At 61.8% G+C, this 24952-nt stretch carries 21 protein-coding genes; 13 read left to right on the top strand and 8 right to left on the bottom strand.

Annotated features, from left to right (window positions below):
- Nucleotides 1–29: 29 nt before the first annotated feature.
- On the top strand, nucleotides 30–1940 hold the full coding sequence (locus MON38_RS06495) for an ABC-F family ATP-binding cassette domain-containing protein (RefSeq protein WP_241935344.1): 1911 nt from the start codon (nucleotides 30–32) through the stop codon (nucleotides 1938–1940).
- A gap of 81 nt (nucleotides 1941–2021) precedes the next feature.
- Here the strand turns inward: MON38_RS06495 and MON38_RS06490 are convergent, their stop codons facing one another.
- Nucleotides 2022–3056, bottom strand: a complete 1035-nt coding sequence (locus MON38_RS06490) for an SRPBCC family protein (protein ID WP_241935343.1) — start codon at nucleotides 3054–3056, stop codon at nucleotides 2022–2024.
- 270 nt (nucleotides 3057–3326) lie between these two features.
- Here MON38_RS06490 and MON38_RS06485 point away from each other — a divergent pair, with 270 nt between their 5' ends.
- Nucleotides 3327–4661, top strand: a complete 1335-nt coding sequence (locus tag MON38_RS06485) for a type IX secretion system plug protein (protein ID WP_241935342.1) — start codon at nucleotides 3327–3329, stop codon at nucleotides 4659–4661.
- A 90-nt stretch (nucleotides 4662–4751) separates the two neighbouring features.
- Here MON38_RS06485 and MON38_RS06480 read toward each other — a convergent pair whose 3' ends face one another.
- Nucleotides 4752–5612, bottom strand: coding sequence for a hypothetical protein (locus MON38_RS06480; protein ID WP_241935341.1), 861 nt, complete (start codon nucleotides 5610–5612; stop codon nucleotides 4752–4754).
- Between the two features lie 218 nt (nucleotides 5613–5830).
- On the opposite strand from MON38_RS06480, the gene MON38_RS06475 reads away from it, so the two are divergent.
- Nucleotides 5831–7303: a M48 family metalloprotease gene (locus MON38_RS06475; protein ID WP_241935340.1), complete on the top strand. Its 1473-nt coding sequence runs from the start codon at nucleotides 5831–5833 to the stop codon at nucleotides 7301–7303.
- 130 nt (nucleotides 7304–7433) lie between these two features.
- Here MON38_RS06475 and MON38_RS06470 read toward each other — a convergent pair whose 3' ends face one another.
- A complete protein-coding gene (locus tag MON38_RS06470) occupies nucleotides 7434–8063 on the bottom strand; it encodes a DUF6134 family protein (RefSeq protein ID WP_241935339.1) in 630 nt (209 codons plus the stop codon).
- Between the two features lie 143 nt (nucleotides 8064–8206).
- Between MON38_RS06470 and MON38_RS06465 the strand changes: the two genes are divergently transcribed.
- The 3 genes from MON38_RS06465 to MON38_RS06455 all read left to right on the top strand — a co-directional run bounded on the left by MON38_RS06465 (nucleotide 8207) and on the right by MON38_RS06455 (nucleotide 10826).
- Nucleotides 8207–8893: a TIGR04283 family arsenosugar biosynthesis glycosyltransferase gene (locus MON38_RS06465; RefSeq protein ID WP_241935338.1), complete on the top strand. Its 687-nt coding sequence runs from the start codon at nucleotides 8207–8209 to the stop codon at nucleotides 8891–8893.
- The gene (locus MON38_RS06460) at nucleotides 8893–9885 is read left to right on the top strand and encodes an NAD-dependent epimerase/dehydratase family protein (RefSeq protein WP_241935337.1); all 993 of its coding nucleotides are present in this window, start codon (nucleotides 8893–8895) and stop codon (nucleotides 9883–9885) included. The genes MON38_RS06465 and MON38_RS06460 overlap by 1 nt, the downstream gene beginning before the upstream one ends.
- A gap of 101 nt (nucleotides 9886–9986) precedes the next feature.
- Entirely contained in the window at nucleotides 9987–10826 is an 840-nt protein-coding gene (locus MON38_RS06455; RefSeq protein ID WP_241935336.1) for an SDR family oxidoreductase, read from the top strand.
- A 116-nt stretch (nucleotides 10827–10942) separates the two neighbouring features.
- On the opposite strand, the gene ychF is transcribed toward MON38_RS06455, so the two are convergent.
- Both ychF and MON38_RS06445 read right to left on the bottom strand, forming a co-directional pair.
- Complete coding sequence (gene ychF / locus MON38_RS06450; protein ID WP_241935335.1) at nucleotides 10943–12043, bottom strand: redox-regulated ATPase YchF; 1101 nt, start codon at nucleotides 12041–12043, stop codon at nucleotides 10943–10945.
- Between the two features lie 166 nt (nucleotides 12044–12209).
- Nucleotides 12210–12578 carry a DUF3276 family protein gene (locus tag MON38_RS06445; RefSeq protein WP_241935334.1) on the bottom strand — a complete coding sequence of 123 codons (369 nt, stop codon included), beginning with the start codon at nucleotides 12576–12578 and terminating at the stop codon, nucleotides 12210–12212.
- A 282-nt stretch (nucleotides 12579–12860) separates the two neighbouring features.
- Between MON38_RS06445 and MON38_RS06440 the strand changes: the two genes are divergently transcribed.
- The 5 genes from MON38_RS06440 (at nucleotide 12861) to MON38_RS22840 (ending at nucleotide 17091) form a co-directional block, all read left to right on the top strand.
- On the top strand, nucleotides 12861–13778 hold the full coding sequence (locus MON38_RS06440) for a DUF58 domain-containing protein (protein ID WP_241935333.1): 918 nt from the start codon (nucleotides 12861–12863) through the stop codon (nucleotides 13776–13778).
- 82 nt (nucleotides 13779–13860) lie between these two features.
- A complete protein-coding gene (locus tag MON38_RS06435; protein WP_241935332.1) occupies nucleotides 13861–14079 on the top strand; it encodes a hypothetical protein in 219 nt (72 codons plus the stop codon).
- A gap of 120 nt (nucleotides 14080–14199) precedes the next feature.
- Nucleotides 14200–15573 (top strand): vanadium-dependent haloperoxidase, encoded by a 1374-nt coding sequence (locus MON38_RS06430; protein WP_241935331.1) that lies wholly within the window; start codon nucleotides 14200–14202, stop codon nucleotides 15571–15573.
- Between the two features lie 178 nt (nucleotides 15574–15751).
- Complete coding sequence (proC, locus tag MON38_RS06425) at nucleotides 15752–16552, top strand: pyrroline-5-carboxylate reductase (protein ID WP_241935330.1); 801 nt, start codon at nucleotides 15752–15754, stop codon at nucleotides 16550–16552.
- 38 nt (nucleotides 16553–16590) lie between these two features.
- Nucleotides 16591–17091: a DUF2059 domain-containing protein gene (locus MON38_RS22840; RefSeq protein WP_241935329.1), complete on the top strand. Its 501-nt coding sequence runs from the start codon at nucleotides 16591–16593 to the stop codon at nucleotides 17089–17091.
- Nucleotides 17092–17246: 155 nt separating this feature from the next.
- Here the strand turns inward: MON38_RS22840 and MON38_RS06415 are convergent, their stop codons facing one another.
- The 3 genes from MON38_RS06415 to MON38_RS06405 all read right to left on the bottom strand — a co-directional run bounded on the left by MON38_RS06415 (nucleotide 17247) and on the right by MON38_RS06405 (nucleotide 22550).
- Nucleotides 17247–18872: a 3-(methylthio)propionyl-CoA ligase gene (locus MON38_RS06415; RefSeq protein WP_241935328.1), complete on the bottom strand. Its 1626-nt coding sequence runs from the start codon at nucleotides 18870–18872 to the stop codon at nucleotides 17247–17249.
- 95 nt (nucleotides 18873–18967) lie between these two features.
- On the bottom strand, nucleotides 18968–19345 hold the full coding sequence (locus MON38_RS06410; RefSeq protein WP_241935327.1) for a GxxExxY protein: 378 nt from the start codon (nucleotides 19343–19345) through the stop codon (nucleotides 18968–18970).
- Nucleotides 19346–19418: 73 nt separating this feature from the next.
- Nucleotides 19419–22550, bottom strand: coding sequence for a serine hydrolase domain-containing protein (locus tag MON38_RS06405; RefSeq protein WP_241935326.1), 3132 nt, complete (start codon nucleotides 22548–22550; stop codon nucleotides 19419–19421).
- A gap of 1147 nt (nucleotides 22551–23697) precedes the next feature.
- Between MON38_RS06405 and MON38_RS06400 the strand changes: the two genes are divergently transcribed.
- Nucleotides 23698–24168 (top strand): T9SS type A sorting domain-containing protein, encoded by a 471-nt coding sequence (locus MON38_RS06400; RefSeq protein WP_241935325.1) that lies wholly within the window; start codon nucleotides 23698–23700, stop codon nucleotides 24166–24168.
- A gap of 160 nt (nucleotides 24169–24328) precedes the next feature.
- Nucleotides 24329–24895, top strand: a complete 567-nt coding sequence (locus MON38_RS06395) for a hypothetical protein (protein ID WP_241935324.1) — start codon at nucleotides 24329–24331, stop codon at nucleotides 24893–24895.
- Nucleotides 24896–24952 lie beyond the last annotated feature (57 nt).

Raw genomic sequence — 24952 nt, 5'->3', positions numbered from 1 at the left:
GTACCTTTGCCCCCGAATACCCCGACTTTATGATTAGCATTTCCGACCTCGACTTCCATTTCGGCTCCCGCACGCTGTACGACAACGCCAGTCTGCACATCAAGCCCAAGGATAAAATCGGCCTCATCGGCCTCAACGGCACCGGCAAATCAACGCTGCTGCGCCTGCTGGTGGGCGAGTACAAGGCCGACGGCGGCTCGATTTCGATGAGCAAGGAAGTGAGCCTGGGCTTTCTGAACCAGGACTTGCTGAGCTACGACACGCACGAGAGCATTCTGCACGTGGCCATGCAGGCCTTTGAGGAAGCGCTGGAGCTGCAGAAGAACATCGACGACCTGCTGGTGCTGTTCGAAACCGATTATTCGGACGACCTCATCGATAAGCTGGCCGCCATGCAGGAGCGGTTTGAGGCGCTGGGTGGCTACACCATGCAGGCCCGCGCCGAGGAAATTCTCGAAGGCCTGGGCTTCACCACCGAAGAGCTGCAGAAGCCACTGAAAAGCTTCTCGGGTGGCTGGCGCATGCGCGTGATGCTGGCCAAAATCCTGCTGCAGCAGCCCTCCCTCCTGCTGCTCGACGAACCGACCAACCACCTGGACTTACCGTCTATCAAGTGGATTGAGAACTACCTGGCCGATTACGAGGGTGCCGTCATCATCGTAAGCCACGACCGCGCCTTCCTCGACCGCACCACCAACACCACAGTGGAGGTGATTGGCGGCAAGCTGGTGCCCTACGCCGGCAACTACAGCTACTACCTCGAAGAAAAAGAGGAGCGCAACGCCATCCAGAAAGGCGCGTTCGAGAACCAGCAGGCCCAGATTCGGCAGGCCGAGCGGTTCATCGAGCGCTTCAAAGCCAAGGCTAGCAAGGCCAAGCAGGCCCAGAGCCGCGTGAAAGCCCTCGACAAGCTCGAGCGCATTGAGGACGTGGCCCAGGATGCGGCCAAAATCAACATGAAGTTCACCTTCAAAGTCGAGCCCGGCCGCCACATCCTCCGCATGGAGCACGTAACCAAGAAGTACGACCAGAAGCTGATTTTTCGCGACACCAACGTGCACATCGAGCGCGGCGACAAAATCGCGCTAATCGGGGCCAACGGCAAGGGCAAATCGACGCTCATGCGCCTCGTGGCGGGCACCGAAGCGCCCACGGCGGGCAAGCACCAGTTGGGCCACAACGTGATTATGTCGTTTTACGCCCAGCACCAGCTGGAGTCGCTGACGCTCGACAACGAGATTCTGCAGGAGATGAGCGAGGCCGGCTCAAAGCGCAACGACATGGAGCTACGCTCGGTGCTGGGCTCGTTCCTGTTCACGGGCGAGGAGGTTTTCAAGAAAATCAAAGTGCTGAGCGGCGGCGAGAAAAGCCGCGTGGCCCTGGCCAAAACCCTGATTTCGGAAGCCAACTTCCTGCTGCTCGACGAACCGACCAACCACCTTGACATGGTGTCGGTAAACATCCTGATTCAGGCCCTGGAGCAGTACGAAGGCACGTTCATCGTCATCAGCCACGACCGGTATTTTGTGGAGAACGTGGCCACTAAAATCTGGTACATCGAGGATTTCCAGCTGAAGGAGTACCCCGGCACCTACAACGAGTACGAGCAGTGGATGGAGGACCGCGAAAAGGCTGCCAAAAAAGCCGGCCTGCCCAGCCCCTCGGCCCCCAAGCCCCAGCCCAAAGAAGAGAAGAAAGCCGACGCCGCGCCCGCCAAAACCTCCTCGCCCGACCAGAAAAAAGCCCTCAAGGAGCTGGCCGAAGTGGAAGCGAAAATCGACACGCTGGAAAAGGAACTGGCCGGCTACGAAAAGCAGCTTGCCGACCCCAAAATCTACGAAAACTCGGCGCAGCTGAAAGACGCGACGATGAAGTTTGAGCAGGTGAAAAAGGAGCTGGCCCAGCTGAACGACCGGTGGGAAATGCTGGCGGAGGTGTAATTCCGGCTCGGCTAAACAAAGAAGCCCTCTCCTAAAGCATAATGCTTCGGGAGAGGGCTTTTTGTTGGCGGGCGTGCGAGGCTACAAGGTTTCCGTGCGCTTGCTTGCGGAATGTAACGGCGAAAAAGCAACAGGCCGTTTAGCGTCCATTGCGCGTGCTCGCACGGAGTACAGCTCCCCCTGGAGAATGTCGGACATCAGGTAGTTTGCCCAAATTCGGGCGTACCAGTTGAAGGGCGTGTTGATATAAAATCGACTGGACAATGTCACGCGGGTGCTGCCGTCGGCAAGCGTCTGGAACTGGTACGTATCGTCGAGGATATCGAGGTGCTTGCCCCCAATCAGCACATGCTCATCCATGACGGTTGGGGGGAACTGGCCCGGAGCGGTGTTGACGCTGAAAACCAATAAACGCTCTTTCTCAAGCCGGACTATCTTTTCCTGAAAGTGCAAGCCTTTTTCATAGTAAGAAATCCGCTTGCCGCCAACGGCGAGCGTATCCAGGGTCGTGGAGATGTGTCGTGGAAAACCCAGAAGCGAAGAGGATAATGGCGGCCTGCTTTGCTGGCTGACTGCGTGTTTTTTCGCCAGCACCTGCCACACAGCCGCTACCGGCGCGTCGATGGTCAGCTGCTCCTGAATGGTGATTTCCTCTGGCGTCCAAGCCCGCTCGCCTTCCAGGGACCCCAGCGCGACGGGCAGCATAAACAGCAGCGACACATTCAACGTGTTGGGCTTGGGCCAATCCGGCCCGTCCGAGCCCTCAGCCGGGTCCGCACTGGATTTTTTGTAGTGGTAAGCAATGAGCCCCCCGATTCCCGCCACGGTGGCGAACAGCGGAAAAAGCAAAACCCAGCAGATAATCCCTTCTACTTTGAGCAACAAGGTAATAAAGAGCAGCCCCAGGCTGGTGAGCCAGGGCTTGAAGAAAGCGGCGGTTCCGCTGGTGGTCTTCTCGGTGGGTATCAGCAGCACGGTTAGAAACCCGATAAGCAGCGGAACCACAAACAAGAAGGTGACGCTCATTATTTGAGACGAATTGTCCAGAAATCCAAACATCAGGCGCGTTATCAGTCCATAGACCGCGGCCAAGGTTATAGCAATGAGCGTCTTCACAGCGTTTTGGAGTTAAATGGCTGGTTGGGGTCAGGCGCAAACTTAAACTACATTTTGCTTGCAGCGCTGCCTTATCGGCAAGCTCCCGCTGCGCAATCTGATGATGAATTCCTAAGCGAAAGCAGCCGGTGGGTCCGGGCAACAGCCTGGCAGCAGCACGCCAGAATTGTAAGCAAATCGAATTTCAGGCAAGCCATTCTTCGTGACCATGAACCAGGCCCAGACGATGGGCGGACGCGGCGGCTCGCCGCCACGGCCTTACTTTCGTCTATGCGCTACCTGCTTCCGCTTCTGCTTTTCACTTCTGCCTGCGTGCCGCTGGGCACGCCCATCACCAGCACCGCGCCGGCCGCGCCCGGCACCCAGCGCCCGCCCGAATACTACGCCGACAAAACCCTGCGCTACCAGGACTACACCTACTCGCCCGACGTGCGCAGCGTGCAATGCTACGTGGCCACGGGCCAGCCCAACGAGGTGTTTCAGCCGCCGGTGGTGCCGCTGGGGCAGAGTTCGGCCATTACGCTGGATTTTGACGTGCTCGGCGACCAAAGCCAGCGCTTCGTGGCCAAGCTCATTCATTGCGACGTGGACTGGCAGCCCTCGGTGCTGACGGACATGCAGTTTCTGACGGAAATCAACGAATTTACCGTCACCGACTACCGCATCGGCACCGGTACCAAGGCACCCTACTTTCACTACCGCCTGCGCGCGCCCAACGTGCGCCTGAGCGGCAACTACCTGTGGGTGGTGCAAACGGCGGCCGGCGTGCCACTGCTTTCGCGCCGGCTGCTGGTGTATGAGAACCGCGTGAACGTGAGCCTGAAGCCCGGCATCGTAATTGGCGGCAACGAGCGGTTCACACTCCAGCAACTTGATTTCGCCGTGAACTACGGCAGCGTGGAGCTGGTGAACCCGGCCGTGGAAGTAAAAACCGTGCTGCGCCAGAACTTCCGGTGGGACAATGCCCGCTACGGCCTGCGCCCCACCTTCGTGCGCGATGCCGAACGCCGCCTCGAATACCAGTACTTTAACTTCGAAAATGCCTTCCCCGGTCTCAGCGAGTACCGCTTTTTCGATACCCGCTCGCTGCAAAGCGTGGGCATTGGTGTGCTGCACGTCGACCCGCGTGCCGTGCCCGTGAGCACCGTGCTGCTGCAACCCGAGGTATCGCGCAACGGCACAGCTTACAACCAGTACGTGGATGCCAACGGCCAGCGCGTGTTCGAGAGCCGCGAGTACGGCAACGGGGCCACCAACGGCGACTACGCCGACGTCACCTTCCAGCTGAAGGCCGCGCAGCCTGCGTCGGGCCCGGTGTATGTGTTTGGGGCCCTCACCGACTGGCAACTGAAGGACGAATTCCGGATGAATTACGACGAAGCCAAGCAGCTTTACACCGGCCACGCGCTGCTGAAACAGGGCTACTACAACTACGACTTCGCAGTAGCCGGCGCGCGCGGCACGGCCCCCAACGAAGTTTACTTCGAAGGCACGCACTACGAAACCGAAAACCAGTACGACCTGCTGGTGTACTACCGCCCGCCCGGCACCCGCGCCGACCTGCTCATCGGCTACCAGGCCGTGGACATGAACTCGCGGCAGTAAGCACTTTAATAGCTAACAATCAATGCGTAACGGTTAATAAAACCTAGACTTAGGGCTTACCATTAACCGTTACGCACTGACCGTTAACCGCTATTTTGTACTGAGCTGCACGCTGGTTTTCAGGGAAAGGCTTTCGCCACCGTAGCCCCCACCGTAGCCGCCCCGGCCGCCGCGCATACCCCCACCGCGCATGCCGCCGCCGTAGCCACCGCCATAGCCGCCGTATCCGCCCCGCATCCCCACATTGTTTTGGTTGCCCACAACGCTGCCATCGGGGCTGGCAACGGAGGAGTTGCCGGGGGTGTTGCCCACAATGGTAACCCCCACTACGGCTACTTTACCGGGATTGAGAGCCGGCAACCGCTTATATAGCAGCCGCAACGGCACGGCCAGCTCATACACCAGGTCTTCCTGGGCATCAGCGGCTAAGGCGGCCTTCACGCCGAGTTGCGATTGCGCGTCGGTGAGGGTGGGCTCTTTGCTGCCTTTGTAGTTGAGCAGTTCCATTTCGCGCAGGCCGGCCAGCGCCAGCGCAATGCGGGCGCGGCGCGTAGCCTGGCGGTCGGCGGCCGAAGCGTCGGGGTTGTCGGGTTGCGGCGGGCCGAGCTCGGGCTGGCTACGGCCGCCCAGCGGGTAGCGTACGCCAAACTGATGCTGGTTGCGGCCGGTGGTATCGAGCCACACGGTAAGGCCCAGCCGCACGATGCGGCCCTGGGTGGCGGCGTCGGTGGCTTTCAGGCGTACATATATCATGCGGCCGTCGTTCAGCACCTGGTATTGCAGCTTGCTGGCGGGGTCGTAGCGCAGCGAGTCGGCCCAGTCGCTGGCCTGGCCGTCGATGGTGGGCGGCGAGGCGGCAAATCGGGCGGCCGGGCTGGCCGTGGGCTGGCGGCTGCAGGCCAGCACCAACAGGGCGGTGGGCAGCAATGCGGGCCAGGAGCGGGAAATCATCATCGAAAAAAGAGAAAACAGCGCATAAACAGGCGCAATAGTAGCCGCCCGGCGGTGTGATTTGGGTGAATATCGGACAAACCTATTTCACATTGGCAGGAAAATGGCATTGGCCGCCGCAGGTGGTAGCCGAAGCCTGCGCGCAACCGCTACTGCCCGGCTTCCGTTGCTAGCCCATTCACTGCCCTTCACCGGCAAAGTCCGCTTTATTTATTCCCATGAATTCTTCTCTTCTTCGCGGCCTGCGCGCCGGCGCCGTTGTCTGCCTGCTGGCCCCGCTGGCCGGCTCTTCAAGCGTGACCGACTGGGCCGCCCGCCGGCCCACAGCCCCCGCCATGCCCGCCATGCCCGCCGCTCGCCCGCTGCAGGGTGCCAAGCCCGACCCGGCCGTGATTGCCCAGTTCGGCCTGTATAACGATACCAAGCTGCAAAGCCTCATCACCGCCCGCGGCAAGGCCATGACGGCCATTTCGGACCGCCCCGGCGACTACGGCTTCACGGTGGTCGACTCGCCCGTTATCAACGCCTTCGCTACCCCCGATGGCCACGTGTACTTCACGCGCGGCATCATGGCGTACTTTAACAATGAAGCCCAATTTTCGGGCGTGCTGGGCCACGAGCTGGGCCACATCACGGCCCGCCATGGCCAGAAACAGCAGACGCGCAGCACCATCGCCGGCATCGGCATGATTCTGGGCTCGGTGCTGGCCCCGCGCGTGATGCAGTCGGTGGGCGGCGTGGCGCAGCAGGTGGTGGGCCTGGGCATGCTGAAGTATGGCCGCGACGACGAGAACGAGTCCGACGCCCTGGGCGTGAAATATTCGACCAAAATCGGCTACGATGCCAGCTACATGGCCGACTTTTTTCAGACCCTGCAGCGTACCGAGGCCCAAAGCGGCGCGGGCGGCATCCCCACTTTCCTCAGCACCCACCCCAACTCGGCCGACCGCTACACCCGCGTGAAGCAGCTGGCCGCTCAGGCTAAGCAAAGCGGTGGCCGCAGCAGCTACATGGTGAACCGCGACACCTACCTGCGCCAGATTGAGGGCCTCACTTTCGGCGAAGACCCGCGCCAGGGATTCGTAGAAAGCGGCGTATTTTACCACCCCGATTTGAAATTCCGCTTCCCGATTCCGTCGGGCTGGAAGTCGCAGAACTCGCCCGATAAATTCCAGATGGCCGAGCCCAACGGCAAGGCGCTGCTGGTGTTCCTCGGCGCGTCGGGCAGCTCGCTCGACGAAGCCGCCACGGGCTTGGCCAAAGCCATTGGCGTCACCAACGCCCAGGCCCAGAAAACCACCATCAACGGCTTCCCGGCGCTGGTGTTTGAAGGCGACCAGGCCGCCCAGGACCAGCAGAGCACGCCGGCCCACGTGCTGGCCCAGCTCATTCAGGATGGCAACAGCATCTTCGCCTTCGTGGGTCTGGCCGCGCCGGCCTCGTTCAGCGCCTACGCGCCGCAGTTCCAGCGGGCCGCCCAGGGCTACGCCCGCCTCACCGAAGCCAGCAAGCTGAACCGCCAGCCCGAGCACGTGCACATTCGCACCGCCACCGGCACCCAGACGCTGTCGTCGGCCTTTGCCTCGGCTGGCATTCCGTCGAGCCGCTACGAGGAAATGGCCATTCTCAACGGGATGAAAACCACCGACCGCCTGGCCAAAGGCACGCTCTATAAAGTGGTAGGCAAATAGCTTTTGCTTGCTGCATTGCCGAAACGGCCCGCTGCATCAGTTGCAGCGGGCCGTTTGTTTTTCGTATTCACGGTCCTTCGAACGGTCATGCTGCGCTTGTCGAAGCATGACCGTTCTAGTATTCATCCGGTTACGGCACGTAGCGGATAATGAAATTTTTAATCGGATTCTTCTTGATAAGCGTGACCAGCTGGCCGTTGGCGTACTGGTACTCGTCCTCGCGGCCGTCGCGGCGAGCGTTGTAGGTACCGGCAGCCATTTTGGTTACGCTGAAAAAATCGCCGAAATATTCGGCATAGGCGCGGCCCCGGCCCTGCGGCTCGCCGAAAAACATGTCCGTCACCGTGTAGGTGATGGGGGATTTTTCGGTGGCCTGGTGGTGGTATTTGTATTGGTCGGCGCGGATGTCGTAGTGGTCGCCCTTCCACTCGGTGCGCGAACTGAAGTTTCCCTGGTTGGTGTGCGCCTCCACGGTGGAAAGCACTAATTGACCAGCCCGCACCTGGTTGATTACCTGATAGTAAACTTTTAGGTGATAGAAGAGAATGGTTACTTTCACGTCGCTGGTGCAGGTGTACACCACATCGGCGGTGCCTGGCTGGGGCTGGCGGGTGGCCGTCATGGTGCCCACGCGCAGGCCGGCTACCTCGATGGCGTAGCGGCGGGTTTCGGCGGGCGCGGCGGGCCGGGCGGCTGTTTGGGCCCAGGCAGCGGCCGGGGCCAGTATTGCAGTGGCGACCGCAACAGACAAAAGCTTCATGGGCAGCGGGCAGTTGCTGAGTGGCAGCACCGGGCGGCAAAGGTCGGCGGGAAAAGCGGCTCCGGTGTGGTCGGGGGTTGCGGGCCTGCGTACGGGTGGCAAGTCGCCAAAAATGCGGAATTTGCGCGCCCGACTTTCCCGCCATGACCTTCAGCATCATTATTCCTACCTACAACGAAGCCGGCAACATTGGTCGGCTCGTGGCCGAGCTGCGCAGCTACGCCCCCCAGGCCCAAGTACTGGTGGTGGATGCGAACAGCCCCGATGGCACCGCCGAGGCCGCCCGGCAGGCCGGGGCCACAGTGCTGCCGGCCCCCAAGCCCGGCCGCGCCGCCCAGATGAACCACGGCGCCGCCCACGCCACCGGCGAGCTGCTCTACTTCGTGCACGCTGATGTAAGTATGCACCCCGATTTCGTGGCCACCATCACCCAAGCCGTGGCCGATGGCTACCCGGCCGGCTGCTACCGCTTCCAGTTCGACTCGGGCCACCCGCTGCTGCGCATCAACAGCTATGGCACGCGCTTCAAGGGCATTATGAGCCGGGGCGGCGACCAAACTCTGTTCATCACCCGGGCGCTGTTCGAGCAGCTGGGCGGGTTCAACGAGCGGTTTGTGATAATGGAAGACTTTGAGATTATCCAGCGCATCCGGCGGGCGGCGCGGTTCTTCATCGCCCCGCACGCCGTCACGGTGTCGGCCCGCAAGTACAAAACCAACTCTTGGCTGCGGGTGCAGTTGGCCAACCTCACGGCCTTCTCGCTGTTTTTTCTAAAGGCCTCGCCGGTGAAAATCGCGCGGACCTACAAGGCCATGCTCAATACCTACTGATGCCCGCACCCGTCCTCGTCACCGGGGCCAACGGCTTCCTGGGCCGGCACCTGGTGGCCGAACTGCGCCGCCGGGGCCAGACCGTGCGTGCGCTGCTGCGCCCCGGTACTCCGGTGCCTTTTGCGGCCGCTGACGCGGACATCACTTACCATTTTGCCGATATTACAGATGCGGCGCAAGTAGCCGGCGCGGCGGAAGGCTGCGCGGCCATCGTCCACGCGGCGGCCCTGGCAAGCGTGAACCCGGCCCGCAACCCGGCCGTGTGGGCCGTGAACCTGGCTGGCACTGAGGCGGTGTTGCGCGAAGCCCGTCGGGCCGCTGTGGGCCGGCTGGTGTACGTGGGCACGGCCAACGTTTTCGGCTTCGGCACCAAGAAAAAGCCCGGCGATGAAACCCGCCCTTACGCCGGCCACCGCTACGGCCTCGACTACATGGACAGCAAGCACGCTGCCGCCAAACTGGTCCTACGTGCGGCCAAGCACCAGAACATGCCCGCCGTGTTGGTGCATCCCACTTTCATGCTCGGCCCCGACGATGCCAAACCCACTTCCAACGCCCTGCTGCTGGAGCTGTACCGCGGCCGCCTGCCCGGCTACCCGCCGGGCGGCAAAAACTACGTGCACGTGCGCGACGTGGCCACCGCCACCGTCAACGCCCTCACGATGGGCCGCGTGGGCGAGTCCTACATTCTCGGGAATGAAAACCTGAGCTACCGCGAGGCCTTTGCCCGGCTGGCCTTAGTGCTTGGCGTGCCGCCGCCGCGCTGGCCCATCCCGCCCGGGCTGGCCACGCTCTACGGCCAATTCTGCGATGTGAAAGCCTGGCTGACGGGCCGCCCCGCGCAGCTGAACGCGGCCATGGCTGCCGTGGCCAACGACGGCCATTATTTCACCGCGCAGAAAGCCCGCACCGAACTGGCCCTGCCCCAGACATCCATCGACCAGGCGGCTGCCGAGGCCCTGGCCTGGTTCCGGGCGCATGGCTATGTTTGATGCGGCCATGACACCGGCGCGGCAGCCGGCGCGTTTTTTCTGCTGGTCCGGCAATCCACCCTCGTGGCCCGCGCCGTTACTTCTCTTTTTCTTCGAAACTCTTGCCCTCTCCCACTGCTCCGGCCCGGCCGGGAATATTTGCCGGCCTGGTAGCCATCGTCACGGGTTCCGAATCAGGCATCGGGCGCGAAACGGCCCGCCTGCTCTGCGAGGCCGGGGCTGCTGTGGTCCTCAATGGCCGCCAGCCCGAACGCCTGGAGCACACCCGTCAGGTGCTGGCCGCCGCTGGCCACGCCGTAGCCGCCTGCGTGGCCGACGTGACGGATTACGCCGACTGCGAGCGCCTCGCGGCTACGGCCATCACCCACTTTGGCCGGCTCGATGTACTCGTTACCAACGCCAGCATCTCGCAGCGCGCCTACTTTGCCGACATGCAGCCCGAAGTATTCGCCCGCGTGCTCGACAGCAACGTGTACGGCTCGGTGTACCCGCTGATGGCGGCGCTGCCGCACCTGCGGGCCAGCCGGGGCAGCGTCACGTTCATTTCCAGCATCTCGGCCCTTAATGGCATGCCCAGCGGTTCGGCCTACTGCGCGGGCAAAGCGGCCATCTCCAACCTGGCCCACACGCTGCGTCTGGAGCTGGCCGATACCGGCCTGCACTTCGGCGTTGTCCACATCGGCTTCACCCAGAACGACCCCGAAAAGCGCGTGCTCGATGCCGCCGGCCAGCCCGTGCCCATTGCGCACCGCCCGCCCCGCTGGCAAAAGTCGCAGGCCGAGGTAGCCGCCATCATCGTGCGCCATATTCAGAAGCGAAAGCGGCGCACGGTCATCTCATTTCTGGGCCGCATTATCGTACTGGTGCACAACACCCTACCGCGTCTGGGCGACTGGGTGGTGCTGACGACGATTAAGCGGATGCGAAAGTTCTATGAGTAAGGTATTCCGTCCTGAATAACCCGTAAACAAAAGGCCCGCAGCGAAATGCTACGGGCCTTTTCGTTTGAGTTACGGATGTTGCTTCGTCACTTCAAGAGGAGCGCCAAGCGACAGAATTACACGTTGAAGCGGAAGTGCATGATATCGCCGTCCTGCACCACGTAGTCCTTGCCTTCAACGGCCATTTTACCGGCTTCCTTGATTTTCACTTCGGTCTTGTACTCCTGATAATCGGGGAGCTTGATAACCTCGGCGCGGATGAAGCCTTTTTCGAAATCGGAGTGGATGACGCCGGCTGCCGCGGGCGCTTTGTCGCCGCGGTGAATGGTCCAGGCGCGCACTTCCTGCACGCCGGCGGTGAAGTAGGTAATCAGGTTCAGCAGCTCGTAGCTGGCGCGGATGAGCTTGTTCAGGCCCGACTCGGTGAGGCCGTACTCGCCCAGGAACATTTCCTTTTCCTCGGGGTCTTCCATGTCGGCAATCTGGGCTTCGATGGCGGCCGATACCAGCACCACCTGGGCACCTTCGGCTTTCACGTGCTCGCGCAGGGCCGTAACGTGGTGGTTGCCGTTGCTGGCAATGCTGGCCTCGTCCACGTTGGCCACGTAAATCACGGGCTTAATGGTGAGCAGCTGCAAATCGGCCACGGCGGCCAGGTCGTCTTCGGAAGCGGCCACGGCGCGGGCATTCTCGCCGCCTTCGAGCGCGGCTTTGAATTTCTGCAGCGACACCACTTCCTTCTTGGCCACGGCGTCGCCGGCCTTAGCGCTGCGCTCCGACTTCTGCAGCTTCTTTTCGACGCTTTCCAAATCCTTGAGCTGCAGCTCAGTGTCAATCACGTCCTTGTCAAAAACCGGGTCAACCCCACCGGCTACGTGCACAATGTTGGGGTCGTCGAAGCAGCGCACCACGTGGATGATGGCGTCGACCTCGCGGATGTTGGCCAAGAATTTATTGCCCAGGCCTTCGCCCTTGCTGGCGCCTTTCACGAGGCCGGCGATGTCGACAAACTCGATGATAGTGGGCAGCACGCGCTTGGGGTTCACCAGCGCCTCCAGAATCTGCAGGCGCTCGTCGGGCACGGTGATGACGCCCACGTTGGGCTCAATGGTGCAGAACGGGTAGTTGGCCGATTCGGCCTTGGCGTTCGATAACGCGTTGAACAGAGTGGATTTACCGACATTCGGCAAGCCGACGATACCGCAGCGGAGGCCCATTGCTTTGAATTATAAATGTTGAATTATCAATTATGAATTGGGGGCAATTCGGCCGCAAAGGTACGGCCTGCCGCCACGCAAAACGGCGCGAACGGAAGAGTATCCGTTTGCGCCGTTCGTTTTTTAACAAGCTATTAGCTAGCAGCTGTCAGCTAATAGCTCAAAATTAGTAGTTGTCGTCGGCCCGGTTGGGGTCGAAGGCGGGGCGCTCGGCCTCGCGGCGGGGCTGGTCGCGGTCGTCGTAGTCGCGCGGGCGGTCGAGTTCGGCCACTTCCTCGGGGCTCAGCAACTCCTCGCGCACGTAGTCCACGGCGTCCTGTAGGGCATCCACGAACTTGAGGAAATCTTCCTTGTAAAGGAAGATTTTGTGCTTTTCGTACGAAACGGAGTCGTCGCCGTTCTGGCGGCGCTTGCTTTCGGTGATGGTCAGGTAGTAATCCTGGCCGCGGGTGGCTTTCACGTCGAAGAAGTACGTGCGCTTGCCGGCTTTAATGCGTTGGGAATAAATCTCTTCCTGGTCGTGACGGTCGTCCACGGGAATGGGTTGGGGGTATGGGTGGGAAATAGGTTTGGCGGTTGGTTGAAAGGACTAACTTACGAAAGATGCGGTAAAGATAAACGGTGGGCCGGGCTGGGGTGTTGGTGGGAGGAATGATAAAATCAGAACGTCATGCTGAGCTTGTCGAAGCATCTCTACCGCCAGAGTAAATACAATTGAAAGGATTAGTTACGCGGGAGAGATGCTTCGGCTACGCTCAGCATGACGTGCTTTTCTCACGTTCTTTACAGCAATAAACTCCCCCTTCCCCACCCACCCATGCCCATCGACCTCGCCGCCATCCGCTCCTTCGAAAACCTTGAGTTTCTGGCCCGCCAGCTGGTCGATGGGTTCATCACCGGCCTGCACCAGTCGCCCTATCACGGCTTTTCGGTCGAGTTTTCGGAGCACCGACTGTATAACCCCGGCGAGAGCACGCGCCACATCGACTGGAAGGTATTTGCCCGCACCGACAAGCTGTTTGTGAAGCGGTACGAGGAAGAAACCAACCTGCGCGCCCACCTGCTGCTCGACGTGAGCCCGAGCATGTATTACCCCGCGCCGGGCCACGACAAGCTGAAATTCAGCATTCTGGCTGCGGCCGCCCTCACCACGCTGCTCACGCGGCAGCGCGATGCGGTGGGCCTCGTCACCTTCGCCGATACCATTGAGCTGCAGACGCCGGTGCGCTCTACCAGCACGCACCGGCACACGCTGCTGCTGGCCCTGCAGCAGCTGCTGGAGCGCCCGCCCGCGCCCAAATCGGGCCGCGGCACCGACGTGGCGGGCACCATCCACGCCATTGCCCAGCAGATTCCGAAACGCTCGCTCGTCATCGTGTTCAGCGACATGCTGGGGCGCGGCGTAGCCGAGCAGGACGCGGCGCTATCGGCCCTGCAGCACCTCAAGCACCAGCACCACGAGGTGTTGCTTTTCCACGTGCTCGACCGCGCCACCGAAGCTGATTTTGAGTTTTCGGAGCGGCCCTACATTTTTGAAGACGTGGAAACCGGCCTCGAAATCAAGCTCCAACCCTCTCAAATCAAAGAACAGTACCGGGCGGCCATGACGGCCTACGAGCAGGAGCTGGCCCAGCGCTGCGGCCAGCTGCGCATCGATTTCGTGCCGGTGGATGTGCGCGAGCCCTTCGAAAAAGTGCTGTATGCCTACCTGGTAAAGCGCGGCAAGGTGCGGTAGTTGATTGCAGACCGTCAGGTTCGCCTGCGCGGACGCTAGATGAGCCTGACGTGTGTGATTTATGTATTCTTATTCAATTCCTGTGTTCCTACTTCGTTTGCTGTTGATTTTTGGGGTTTCCCTGCTGGTGTTCGCGCCCATCACGGGCTACATCGCCTATAACTACGGCCGCTCGTTCTGGCGGTGGTTTGGGCTGGGGCTGCTGCTGCCGTTTGTGTCGGTATTCATTGCCCTGTTCATGGCCATGCGCCAGCGCAGTGCCGAAGACGAAGCGGCCCGCCAGCGTCTGCCGCGCCGGTAAGGCAGGCTGGTAGAGAGGTTAAAAAGAAGTGTACAGTTGAGGTAGAAAATAAGGTGGCATTTGTGGAGCTCGTTTGCTATATTTGCTTTGCCCTAGTTTTTCACCTTTTTCTGCAATACCATGTTTCCACTCCTACCCACCCGGGCAGTTTGTATGCTGTCCGCTCACTGCCTGCGCTTGCAGGCTGGCGCGGCACTGCTCGCCGTCACGCTGCTGGCCACCAGCTGTAGCCGCGACGCCGAAGTAGCGGCCCCCGCTTCGCCCGCTACCAGTACCTACTCGGCCGATGCGGCCACCAAATGGGCCGATATGGAGCTGCGGCTCATTAAAAACGGCACGGGCTTCTCGCCGCCGGTAGCGGCGCGGGCGCTGGGCTACGCTGGTGTGGCATTGTACGGGGCCGTGCAGCCCGGCATCGCGGGCAGCCAGAGCCTGGCCGGGCAGCTCACCGGCCTCAGCACCCTGCCCCAGCCCGAGGCCGGCCAGCCTTACAACTGGGCCGTGGCCGCCAACGCCGCCGAGGCCCTGATGGCCAAAAGCCTGTTCGGCAACGCCACTGCCGCCCAGCGCGCCAGCATCGACTCGCTCGAAACGGCCCTGAATGCCTCATACCGCACGGCGGCCGAGTTTGACCGCTCGGTGCAGTATGGCCGGGCTGTGGCCCAGGCCGTGTTCGACTGGTCGCGCACCGATGGTGGGCACGAGGGCTACCTCAGCAACCAGCCGGCCGGCTACGTGCCGCCTACCGGAACCGGCCTGTGGGTGCCCAGCAGCAGCGCGGCTTCGGCCCGTGCCCTGCAGCCCTACTGGGGCCAGAACCGCATGTTTGTGCCCGCCGACGCCGCCATGACCATGCCCGCGTTGCCCTACGTGTATTCCACGCAGGCCAGCTCCGTGTACTACGGGCAGGTGCAGGAACTCTACACTACCGGCCGCAACCTCACGGCCGCCCAGCGCACCATTGCCCTGTACTGGGCCGATGGCGGCCAGACCATCACGCCGCCCGGCCATTCCATCAGCATCACCGGCATTGTGCTGCGCGACCGCAAAGCCACGCTGGCCCAGGCCGCCGAGACCTACGCCCGGGTAGGCATGGCCGTGGCCGATGCCTTCATCAGCTGCTGGAAATGCAAGTACCAGTTCAACTGGCAGCGCCCCGACGCGGCCATTCACGCCATGATTGACCCTACCTGGCAGCCGCTGATTGCCACGCCGCCCTTCCCCGAGTTCGTGTCGGGGCATTCGTCGCAGTCGGGCGCAGCGGCGCAGGTGCTGGAGGACTTGTTCGGGGCGCAAACGGCGTTTGTCGACAACTCGCACCAGGCCCGCGGCGCGGGCTACGAGCCCCGCTCCTTCGCCAGCTTCGCAGCCTTTGCGGATGAAGCGGCCATTTCGCGCCTTTACGGCGGCATTCACTTCCGCAGCTCCAACGAAATCGGGCTAACGGAAGGCCGCAAAGTAGGGCGCAACGTGTCGGCGTTGCGGTTTAAATAGTGGTTTATCGGGACAGCAAACAGCCCGTCATGCAGAGCGCAGCGAAGCATCTTGCCCGCCATCAGTAATCAAATTCGGAACAACGATTAAGATTAGTGACTGCGGGCAAGATGCTTCGCTGCGCTCTGCATGACGTTCTTTGGGGCTTGCGACCATTGCAACCAGCAACTCCCCAACCATGAAAATCCTGATTATCGGCGGCGGCAATATGGGCCTGACCTACGCCCGCAGCTTTGTGCGCGCCCACATCACTTCGCGGCTCGATTTGCGGCTGCTGGCCCGCTCTCCCGAGCGAGTAGCGGCGCTGGCCGCCCACGAAATTGGTACGGTGTGGGGTTCGCCGGCCGAGTGCGTGCCGGGCGCCGACATCCTCATTCTGGCCGTGAAGCCACAGGATTCGCCGGCCTTGTTCGCCACTCTAAAAGGGTTAGTGCAACCGCAGCAGCTGGTGCTCAGCATTATGGCCGGTGTGCGGATTGACACCTTGCGCACGGCGCTTGGCACGCCCAAAATCATTCGGGCCATGCCCAACCTGCCCGCCCAGATTGGCATGGGCATGACGGCCTTCACGAGCACCGACGAGGTGAGCCGAGCCGAGCTGGTGCAGGTGCAAAACCTACTTTCGACCACCGGCAAAACGGTGTATGTGGAAGCCGAAAGCGCCATTGATGCCAGCACGGCCATTTCGGGCAGCGGCCCGGCCTACGTGTACTACTGCATGGAAGCCCTGATGGCCGCCGCCGCCCAAATGGGTTTCAGCGGCGCCGAGGCTGAGCTGCTGGTGAGCCAGACGTTTCGCGGGGCGGTGGAGCTGTACTCGCAATCGGGCCTGAGCTGCCAGGATTGGATTGCCAAAGTGGCCTCGAAGGGCGGCACCACCGAGGCGGCGCTGGGTGCGTTCGGGGCGGGCGCGGTGCGCGCGGGGCTGATGGCCGGCGCCGGCGCCGCGCGCGACCGGGCCGAGGAGTTGGGACGATAGCGCAGCCAAATATTCTTTTTCCGTCGGTTATTTGGTCCGTGAAAAAACTCCTCCCTTTCCTGCTGTTCGCAGCCTTTGCCTACGCGCCGGCCCAGGCGCAAACGGCAAAACCGACCACGGCCACTTCGGCCCCCACGCCCATTTCGGCCAGCCACCGGCAGGCAGCCGAAGCGCTGCTGGCGCTCATTTACCCGCCCGGTGCCTTCGATAAGCTCATTGACCAGATGCTGGATGCGCAGCTCAAGCAGCGGCCGGAAGCAGCCGCTATCGAGCCCGAAATGCGCGCCTTTTTCAGCAAATACATGAGCTGGAACAGCCTGAAAGGCGATATGGTCGACATCTACAGCCGCAATTTCACGGAGCCGGAGCTGCGCGACATCACGAAGTTTTACCAGACGCCCACGGGCCGCAAAATGTCGTCGGTGCTGCCCCAGCTCATGCAGTCGGGCATGGAGATTGGTCAGAAGCGCGTGCAGGAGCATCTGCCCGAGCTTCAGGAAGCCATTAAGGCCAAGATGCAAGCGCAGCAAGGGAAATAATCCCGGGCTTTTGCCTGAATGAAAAACCGTCATGCCCATCTGGCGTCCGCGCAGCCGAAGCCTCTCTAGCGCACAAGTATTTAGTTACTTTCGCGGTAGAGAAGCTTCGGCTGCGCGGACGCCAGATGGGCATGACGTTCTTTTTTGCTTGCGATTTACGCCACCGAATACCCCGCAAAGTCCTTGCGCAGCTGGGTTTTGAGGATTTTGCCGGTGGCCGTGTGGGGCAGCTGCTCCACAAATTCCACGGCATCGGGCTCGCAGAACTTGGCCACCTTGCCCCGGAAAAAGCCGAGCATTTCCTCGGCCGAAACGTCCATGCCCGGGCGGCGCACGATGACAAGTAGCGGCCGCTCGCTCCAGCGGGCGCTGGGCACACCGATGACGGCGGCCTCGGCCACGGCGGGGTGGGCCACGGCCAGGTTTTCAAGGTCGATGCTGGAAATCCATTCGCCGCCCGACTTGATGACGTCCTTCGAGCGGTCGGTGATTTGCATGAAGCCGGTGGGGTCGACGGTGGCCACGTCGCCGGTGCGGAACCAGCCGTCGGCGGTGAGCTCGCCGGGCGTGGGCGTGCGGAAATAGTCGCGCACCACCCAGGGCCCGCGCACCAGCAGGTCGCCGAAGGCCACGCCATCGTGCGGCAGCGCCTGGCCGTCGTCGCCCACAATCTTCATATCGACGCCGAACACGGCGCGGCCCTGCTTGGCCAGCACGGCGGCTTTTTCGTCGGCGGACAGCCCTTGCTGGTTGGCTTTGAGGCGGCTGGCCGTGCCCAGCGGGCTGGTTTCCGTCATGCCCCAGGCGTGGGTGATGGTCACGCTCAGCTCCTCTACAAAAGCCTTCATCAAAGCCGGCGGGCACGACGAGCCGCCCACCACCGTGCGCCGCAGCGTACTGAACCGGCGCTGCCCTTCGCGCATGAACTGCAGCAGCGCCAGCCAGATGGTGGGCACGCCGGCCGAGAACGTGACGCCCTCGGTTTCCATCAGTTCAAACAAACTGGCGCTGTCCATGCCCGCGCCGGGCAGCACCAGCTTGGCCCCATTCAGCGGCGCGGCGTAGGGCAGCCCCCAGGCGTTGACGTGGAACATGGGCACGACGGGCATAATCACGTCGGCCGACGAGCAGCCCAGCGCGTCGGGCAGCGAGATGCCCAGCGCGTGCAGCACGGTGGAGCGGTGCGAGTAGAGCACGCCCTTGGGCTGGTCGGTGGTGCCCGAAGTGTAGCACAGCGAGCAGGCCGTGTTCTCGTCGAAGCTGGGCCACTGGTAGCCGCCGGGCTGGGCGGCCAGCAGGTCCTCGTAGCTGCACAGGCCGGGCATTACCGATTCTTTGGGCAGGTGCTCGGGACCGGCCAGCAGCACCCACTTCTCTACCGTGGGGCAGATGGGGGCCAGCCGCTCCACCAGCGGCAGGAAGGTAATATCGAAGAACAGCAGCCGGTCTTCGGAGTGGTTGATGATGTAGACGAGCTGCTCGGGAAACAAGCGCGGGTTGATGGTGTGGCACACCGCGCCGATGCCGGCCACGCCGTAGTACAGCTCGAAGTGGCGGTGGGTGTTCCAGGCCAGCGTGCCCACCCGGTCGCCGTTTTCGATGCCCAGCGCCAGCAGCGCCCGGGCCAGCTGCTGGCTGCGGTGGTTGGCCTCGGCGTAGGTGTAGCGGTGGATGCCGCCCTCGGGCCGGCGCGACACGATTTCGGTATCGGAATGCCACTTGGCGGCGTGCTCGATTATCGAGGCCACGCGCAGGGGCTCGGCCATCATCAGTCCTTGCATGTTGTGGGAATTTTTGGGCAGTTATTTCACGCAGTGTTTCGCGGTGTTAAACCGCAGGGTTTGACTTCGTCGTCCTTCGGTTCGCAGTGTTGTTCTTACAAACCGTTCACCAGGCGGTGCATGTGGTCTTTCAGAGTAACAACGTTGAAGTTGATGAGTTGACCGAGCTTCAGGCCGGAAAGTTTTAGGTAAGTCAGCAGTTGCTTAAAATGCACTTCCTGCAATATTTCAACTGATTTTATTTCGACGATTACCTTTCCTTCTACTACCAAATCCAGCCGAAAACCTATTTCCATCTGTACGCCGCCATACACCATCGGCAAGGGAACCTGCGTGACTACGTGCAGGCCAATCTGCCGCAACTCGTATGCTAAGGCAGTTTCGTACACTGATTCCAGCAAGCCCGGCCCCAACTCCGTGTGCAGCTTGAATGATGCCCGGCGGATTTCAAAAGAAATTTCGTTCTCACTCATTCTCAAATGAACACCGAAAGAACGACACTGCGAAACCCTGCGGTTTAACACAGCGAAACATTGCGTGAAACCCCTACCGCGCCGCTTCAATCGCCAGCTGCAGCAGCGACGAGCGCACGCTCAATTCCGTCAGCTTGTTGTTGCGGCGCGTGGGGTGCACGCGGTTGGTCAGCAGCACCACCACCAGGTCCTTATCGGGCTCCACCCAGAAGTAGGTACCCGTGAAGCCGGTGTGGCCGTAGCTGCGCTGCGAGGCATTTTTGGCCGAGTTCACGGTAGGGTTGGGGGCCGGGCGGTCGAAGGCCAGGGCGCGGCGGTTGTCGGGGCAGAACTGGCAGCTGGTCCACTCGGCCAGCACGGCTTTGTCGAAGAGTTGCTGCCCGCCGTAGCGCCCGCCCCAGGCGTAGGTCTGAGCCAGCTTGGCCACGTCGTTGGCATCGCCAAACAGGCCGGCGTGGCCCGAGAGGCCGCCGAGCAGCGCCGCACCCTCGTCGTGCACGGTGCCGTGCAACAGCTGCTTGCGGAAGGCGGAATCCACTTCCGTCGGCACGATGCGCTTGAGCGGGAAGCGGTTGGTGGGCCGGAAGCCCAGCGTGGTAGCGCCCAGCGGCCCGTACACTTCCTTTTGCAAATAGGCATCGAGCGGCAGCCCGGTGCGGGCCTTCACCAGCTCGGGGTACAGAATGAACGACAAATCGGAGTACACGTAGCCCGGCTTGGCGTTCAGCGGCGACTCCCCTATTTCCTTGTAGATGCGGGCTGGCAAGTCCTTGCGCGCCCACAGCCCGGCAGCCGCCGGCAGCGGGAACCGGGCCGACGAATCGGCGCGGAAGTAGCGGCGACGCATCTCGCCGTTTTTCTTCCGCAGCTCCTGCCAGAACGAAATCCAGGCCTTCAGGCCAGCCTGGTGCGCCAGCACGTCGCGCATCTTCAGGCCGGCCTTGTTGGTGCCGCGCAGGAAGGGAAAGTAGTTGCTCATCGCGCTGTCGGGGCTGAATTTGCGCTCGCCTTCCAGCCGCATCAGCGCAGGCGTGGCGGCCATGAGCTTGGTCATCGAGGCCAGGTCGTAGAGGTCGTCGTTCTGCACCGGGCGCGGCGTCGTTAATAATGTGGTAGATGCTGATGATGTGAGAGATGTGGAAATATTCTTCTTATTCAGCTTTTTCACATTTGCCACATTCTTCTCATCCTGCATATTACCAAAGCCCGCGTACGTCTGGTTGCCGTAGCTTTTGCGCAGCACCACCGTGCCGCGCCGGGCAATGAGCACCTGCGCACCGGGGAAGGCCTGGGCGGCCAGCGCCCGGCCCACGAGGCTATCCACGCGGGCTTCGAGGCGCGGGTCCATGGCTTCGTCCTCCGGGTTGGCGTAACGCAGGCGAGAGCCGGCGGCGGTGCGCAGACCGAAGCCGCGCGGGTACCGGTCGCTCACCGTTACGGGCAGTTTGCCGGTGGCCGCGATGCCGCCGAAAATGGCCTGGGCCGTGAGGTTTTGGGCATTCGGGCTTTCCTGATAGGCCAGCACCACGGCCCCGGCACGTTCCAAATCGCGCACTTTGGCCACGGCGTAGGCCGAGCCAAATACGCTGAGCACCAGCTGCTGCTTTTGGTCGGCGAGCTCGCGCAGCAGCATGTTGTTTTCGGGCGTGATGCCGAAGCTGGTGGCGGGCAGGCGGCCCAGGTTTTGCAAACTCACCAGAATGAGGTTGTAGGGCTTGAGGGCGGCGCGCAGCTTCGTCAGCTCATCGAGCGAGGCCGTGGAGGCGATGTGGAAATGCGCGGCCGGCGCGTAGTCACTCACCGCCCGCTGAAAGTCCGTGGTATCGCGCGGCGAGCCGCCCAGCACCAGCGTGGCAATGCGCAGCGTGTCGAGGCGCTGCAGGGGCAGCAGGTTTTTCTGGTTGCGCAGCAGCGTGATGCTCAGCTCCGTGAGGCGGTGGCTGAGGTACTGGGCGTGCGGGCCGTTGAGGTCTTCGTAGAGTTTTTTGGTCTCGATGGGCCGGTAGTGGTTCAGGCCGGCCCACTGCTTGAGGGCCAGCACGCGGCGGCAGTGCTCGTCAATCTGCTGCTGCGAAATGCGGCCGCTGTCCACAGCGGCGCGTACCATTTTCAGGGCCAGCGGCACGTTTTTGCTGAACTCCAGAATATCGTTGCCGGCCATGATGGCGCGCACGTCGGCCTCGCCGGGCGGAAACTTCGTGATGACGCCCTTCATGTTCATGGCATCCGTGAAAATCAGGCCCTTAAAGCCCATTTCCTTGCGCAACACGCCTTCGATAATCGGTTTGGAAAGTGTACTCGGGCCGCTCACGGTGTCGAGGGCGGGCACGTTGAGGTGGGCCACCATCATGCCGCCCAGCCCGCCCGCGATGAGGCTGCGGAAGGGCGGCAGCTCCAGCGTGTCGAGCCGGCGGCGGTCGACGCGCACGGTGGGCAGGGCCAGGTGCGAGTCGGCGTCCACGTCGCCGTGGCCGGGAAAGTGCTTGGCCACGGCCAGAATGCCGTTGTCCTGCATGCCGCGCATGTACTGGCGGCCGTCGCGGGCCACGGCGGCCGGGTTTTCGCCCCAGCTGCGGAAGCCGATAACCGGGTTGGCGGGGTTGTTATTGACATCCACCACCGGCGCGAAATTGACGTGCATGCCCAGGCGCTTGAATTGCCGCGCCACCTCGCGGCCCATGTCGTAGAGCAGGGCCGTGTCGGTTTCGCCGCCCAGGCTCATCTGGTACGGGAATTTCACCACGCTATCGAGGCGCATGCCTACGCCCCACTCGCCGTCGAGCGCCACCAGCAGCGGCACTTTGCTCTGGCTCTGGTAGCGGTTCAGCAGCTTGGCCTGCCGCACCGGGCCACCCTGGAAGAAGATGAGCCCGCCAATGCCCGACTGCTGAATGAGGGCCGAAATTGAGTCTTCGTCGATGCGCTTGCGGTTGGAGTACGCGGCCACCATGAACAGCTGCGCGGCCCGCTGGTCGGGCGTGAGGGCGCGCATCAGGCTATCGACCCAGCGCGAGTGCAGGTAGCGCGTGAAGGCGGGTGCGCCGGGCACCGGCACCGGGCGGGGTAATGCTTTTTTGACTGCAGTGGCTTTGGCACGGGACCGCGCCGGGGAGGCGGAACGAACGGGGGCCGGACGGCGCTGGGCCTGGCCCAGCAAGGGCGCCGCCAGCAGCCAGCCCAACAGCAAATACTTGAATATTGACAAAGCCGGGTGGGTTTTCGGAGTGGATGTTTTTCCTACGAAAGTAACACGGGCCCGTGCGAAGTGCCAGTAGCGGGCAAGCCTGGCGGCTGGTTGGGTCCATTAGCAAGCAAGCCCACGCAGGCGAGCAGAGCTAAGACGCCGGGGCGTAATAGCCCAACTATGCCGAACGAGTTTCATCGAGCTCAAAACGTATTTTAACGAGCATAATTGGCGCTTTGCGGTTTAGGACGCATCCAAGTAAAACGAGCCTATATATGGCAATGAACATTAATTATCTAATAACAACGATTTGACATATTTAACTTTTCAAACAAATAATATAAATTGCGGACTTACGCCGCTTATTGCGGCTATTTAAAACCTCATTACAGCAATGGTACCATCTGTCCTCAACCGCCTTCTTTCTGCATCTCCGAAGTCTTTTTTACTGGCATTGGCTGTTATGTCAACTCCACTAAAAGTAGTGGCACAAACGACTCCGCTATTTCAGACGTTTGGTAATAACAGCACAGCTGATGCTAATTATCCTTACACCACTTCGAATGCCACTAACATTGGCACTGGAGTATCGATTGGTTCCTTCGCTGTTACCAGAGCAGACAACAGCTCGACTACCGCTTATGGAGTAAGACTTGCCAATAATGGCAATGGAAACTCCGGTAGCACTCAAGTAAATTTTGTGAGAAAGACTTTTGCTTTCGCATCCGGCGCAACCAATCCCAATACAGTAAGCTTTGAGATTGGCAGTTATAACGCAGGTGGAACTGATGGATTTAACACGACATCGACAATTGATGTTTTTGCCAACATCAATAACGAAGGATTTAATAGAATAGTAAGGGTGATTGGCTCTGCCGATTCTCCTCAATATCCGCTCGGCACCACAGGAGCCGGAACTTCACCAGTATTCACGGACTATACAGCTAATAATATCGCAATTGTTAGTAATGCTGCCAAGGTTTCTAAGGTCACAGTCAATCTACCATCATCCAACACTGCTGGCACACTTGTAGAAATCTATTTTGTAATAAATGTTGCTTCTCGCGGGCAAATTGTAATTGACAATGTCACTCTGACTTCAGGAGATGCATCGAAACCTCTGCCCGTTGAGCTCACCCGCTTCGAGGCCGCGTCCAGAGGCAGCGCCGTGGGCCTGAGCTGGGCCACGGCCAGCGAGAAGAACAGTGCCTACTTCGAGGTGCAGCGCAGCGCCACCGGCGAAGCCTACGAAACCATTGGCAAGGTGGCCGCCCAGGGCAACAGCAGCAGCTTGCGCGAATACGATTTCGCCGATGCCCGCCCGCTGGCTGGCCTGGCCTACTACCGCCTGCGGCAGGTTGATGTGGACGGCAGCTCCGCTTACTCGCCCGTGGCCACCGTGCGCCGCAACGCCGAAATCGTGGCCATCTACCCCAACCCCACCACCGATGTGGTGGTGCTGCCCGCCAGCCTGGGCCCCGTGCGCTACCGCATCCTCAACGGCCTGGGCCAAGCGCTGAGCAGCGGCCAGGCCGCCGGCGGCGACCGCCTCGACCTGAGCACGCTGCCCAAAGGCGCCTTCTTCCTGGAGCTGACCGATGCCGCCGGCCGCCACACCCAGCGCCTGACGCGGCAATAGGTTGCTCCCGCCCCCATCAAGCCCAAAGCCCCGTGCCCGCAGTAGCGGCACGGGGCTTTTGCTTGGGGCCTTTTGTAGCAGGGCTGCGGTAGCGGGCGGGACTTTTTTGGCCGGCTCACGTACAGAGAAATTCACCTAACCGACTTTTACTGCTCGCTTTATGCGTTTTCCGGTTCTCTTTATTGGCGCGGCGGGCCGCCGACTGGCTCTGGCCGGCACGGCCCTGCTGCTGGGGGCCTGTAGCGGCCAGGCTCCGCTCGAACAGGCCAGTGGTGGCAACGGCCGCTCGGTGGCTGTGCAGGCCGATACCACGGCTACGCTGCCCACCGAGGCCTGCGGCCTGCTCACGCCCCGCGAAGTGGCCGACCTGACCGGGCAACCCGTGCAGCAGCAAGCCCAGGGCGAGGCCTGCCGCTTTGTGGAAGCTGACCAGGCTGGCAGCCCCGATGCGGTGGTTTTGTTGTCGTTTCGGCCGGCGGGGGCATTTGCCATTGCGCAGGCTGGCAACAACCTGCGCCGCCGCAACATTCTGGCCGTGAATGACCTCGGCCACGAGGCGTATTACGATGATTACCACGGCGATTTGTATGTGCGGCTGCCAGAGCGCACGTTGGTTATCGGCTTGCCGCGGCCGGCCAAAGGCTATTCGCGCTGGCAGGTGGCCCGGGCGTTGGGCCGCCTGGCGGTGGCGCGCCTGAACGCGGGGCCAGCCGCACCCGCCCAGTAGCGTGGCGAGGCAGGAGGGCATCGGGCGTATCGGGCGGCGTCGTAGCTTGCGGCACAT

The sequence above is a fragment of the Hymenobacter cyanobacteriorum genome, from assembly GCF_022631375.1.
Taxonomy (GTDB): domain Bacteria; phylum Bacteroidota; class Bacteroidia; order Cytophagales; family Hymenobacteraceae; genus Hymenobacter; species Hymenobacter cyanobacteriorum.
Note: the sequence above shows the minus strand (reverse complement) of the source record. Positions and strands in the feature narration are given on the sequence as shown.

Coding starts and splice junctions, on each gene's coding strand:
- MON38_RS06495 (WP_241935344.1), top strand. CDS start 30: ATGATTAGCATTTCCGACCTCGACTTCCATTTCGGCTCCCGCACGCTG.
- MON38_RS06485 (WP_241935342.1), top strand. CDS start 3,327: ATGCGCTACCTGCTTCCGCTTCTGCTTTTCACTTCTGCCTGCGTGCCG.
- MON38_RS06480 (WP_241935341.1), bottom strand. CDS start 5,612: ATGATTTCCCGCTCCTGGCCCGCATTGCTGCCCACCGCCCTGTTGGTG.
- MON38_RS06475 (WP_241935340.1), top strand. CDS start 5,831: ATGAATTCTTCTCTTCTTCGCGGCCTGCGCGCCGGCGCCGTTGTCTGC.
- MON38_RS06470 (WP_241935339.1), bottom strand. CDS start 8,063: ATGAAGCTTTTGTCTGTTGCGGTCGCCACTGCAATACTGGCCCCGGCC.
- MON38_RS06465 (WP_241935338.1), top strand. CDS start 8,207: ATGACCTTCAGCATCATTATTCCTACCTACAACGAAGCCGGCAACATT.
- MON38_RS06460 (WP_241935337.1), top strand. CDS start 8,893: ATGCCCGCACCCGTCCTCGTCACCGGGGCCAACGGCTTCCTGGGCCGG.
- ychF (WP_241935335.1), bottom strand. CDS start 12,043: ATGGGCCTCCGCTGCGGTATCGTCGGCTTGCCGAATGTCGGTAAATCC.
- MON38_RS06440 (WP_241935333.1), top strand. CDS start 12,861: ATGCCCATCGACCTCGCCGCCATCCGCTCCTTCGAAAACCTTGAGTTT.
- MON38_RS06430 (WP_241935331.1), top strand. CDS start 14,200: ATGTTTCCACTCCTACCCACCCGGGCAGTTTGTATGCTGTCCGCTCAC.
- proC (WP_241935330.1), top strand. CDS start 15,752: ATGAAAATCCTGATTATCGGCGGCGGCAATATGGGCCTGACCTACGCC.
- MON38_RS06415 (WP_241935328.1), bottom strand. CDS start 18,872: ATGCAAGGACTGATGATGGCCGAGCCCCTGCGCGTGGCCTCGATAATC.
- MON38_RS06410 (WP_241935327.1), bottom strand. CDS start 19,345: ATGAGTGAGAACGAAATTTCTTTTGAAATCCGCCGGGCATCATTCAAG.
- MON38_RS06395 (WP_241935324.1), top strand. CDS start 24,329: ATGCGTTTTCCGGTTCTCTTTATTGGCGCGGCGGGCCGCCGACTGGCT.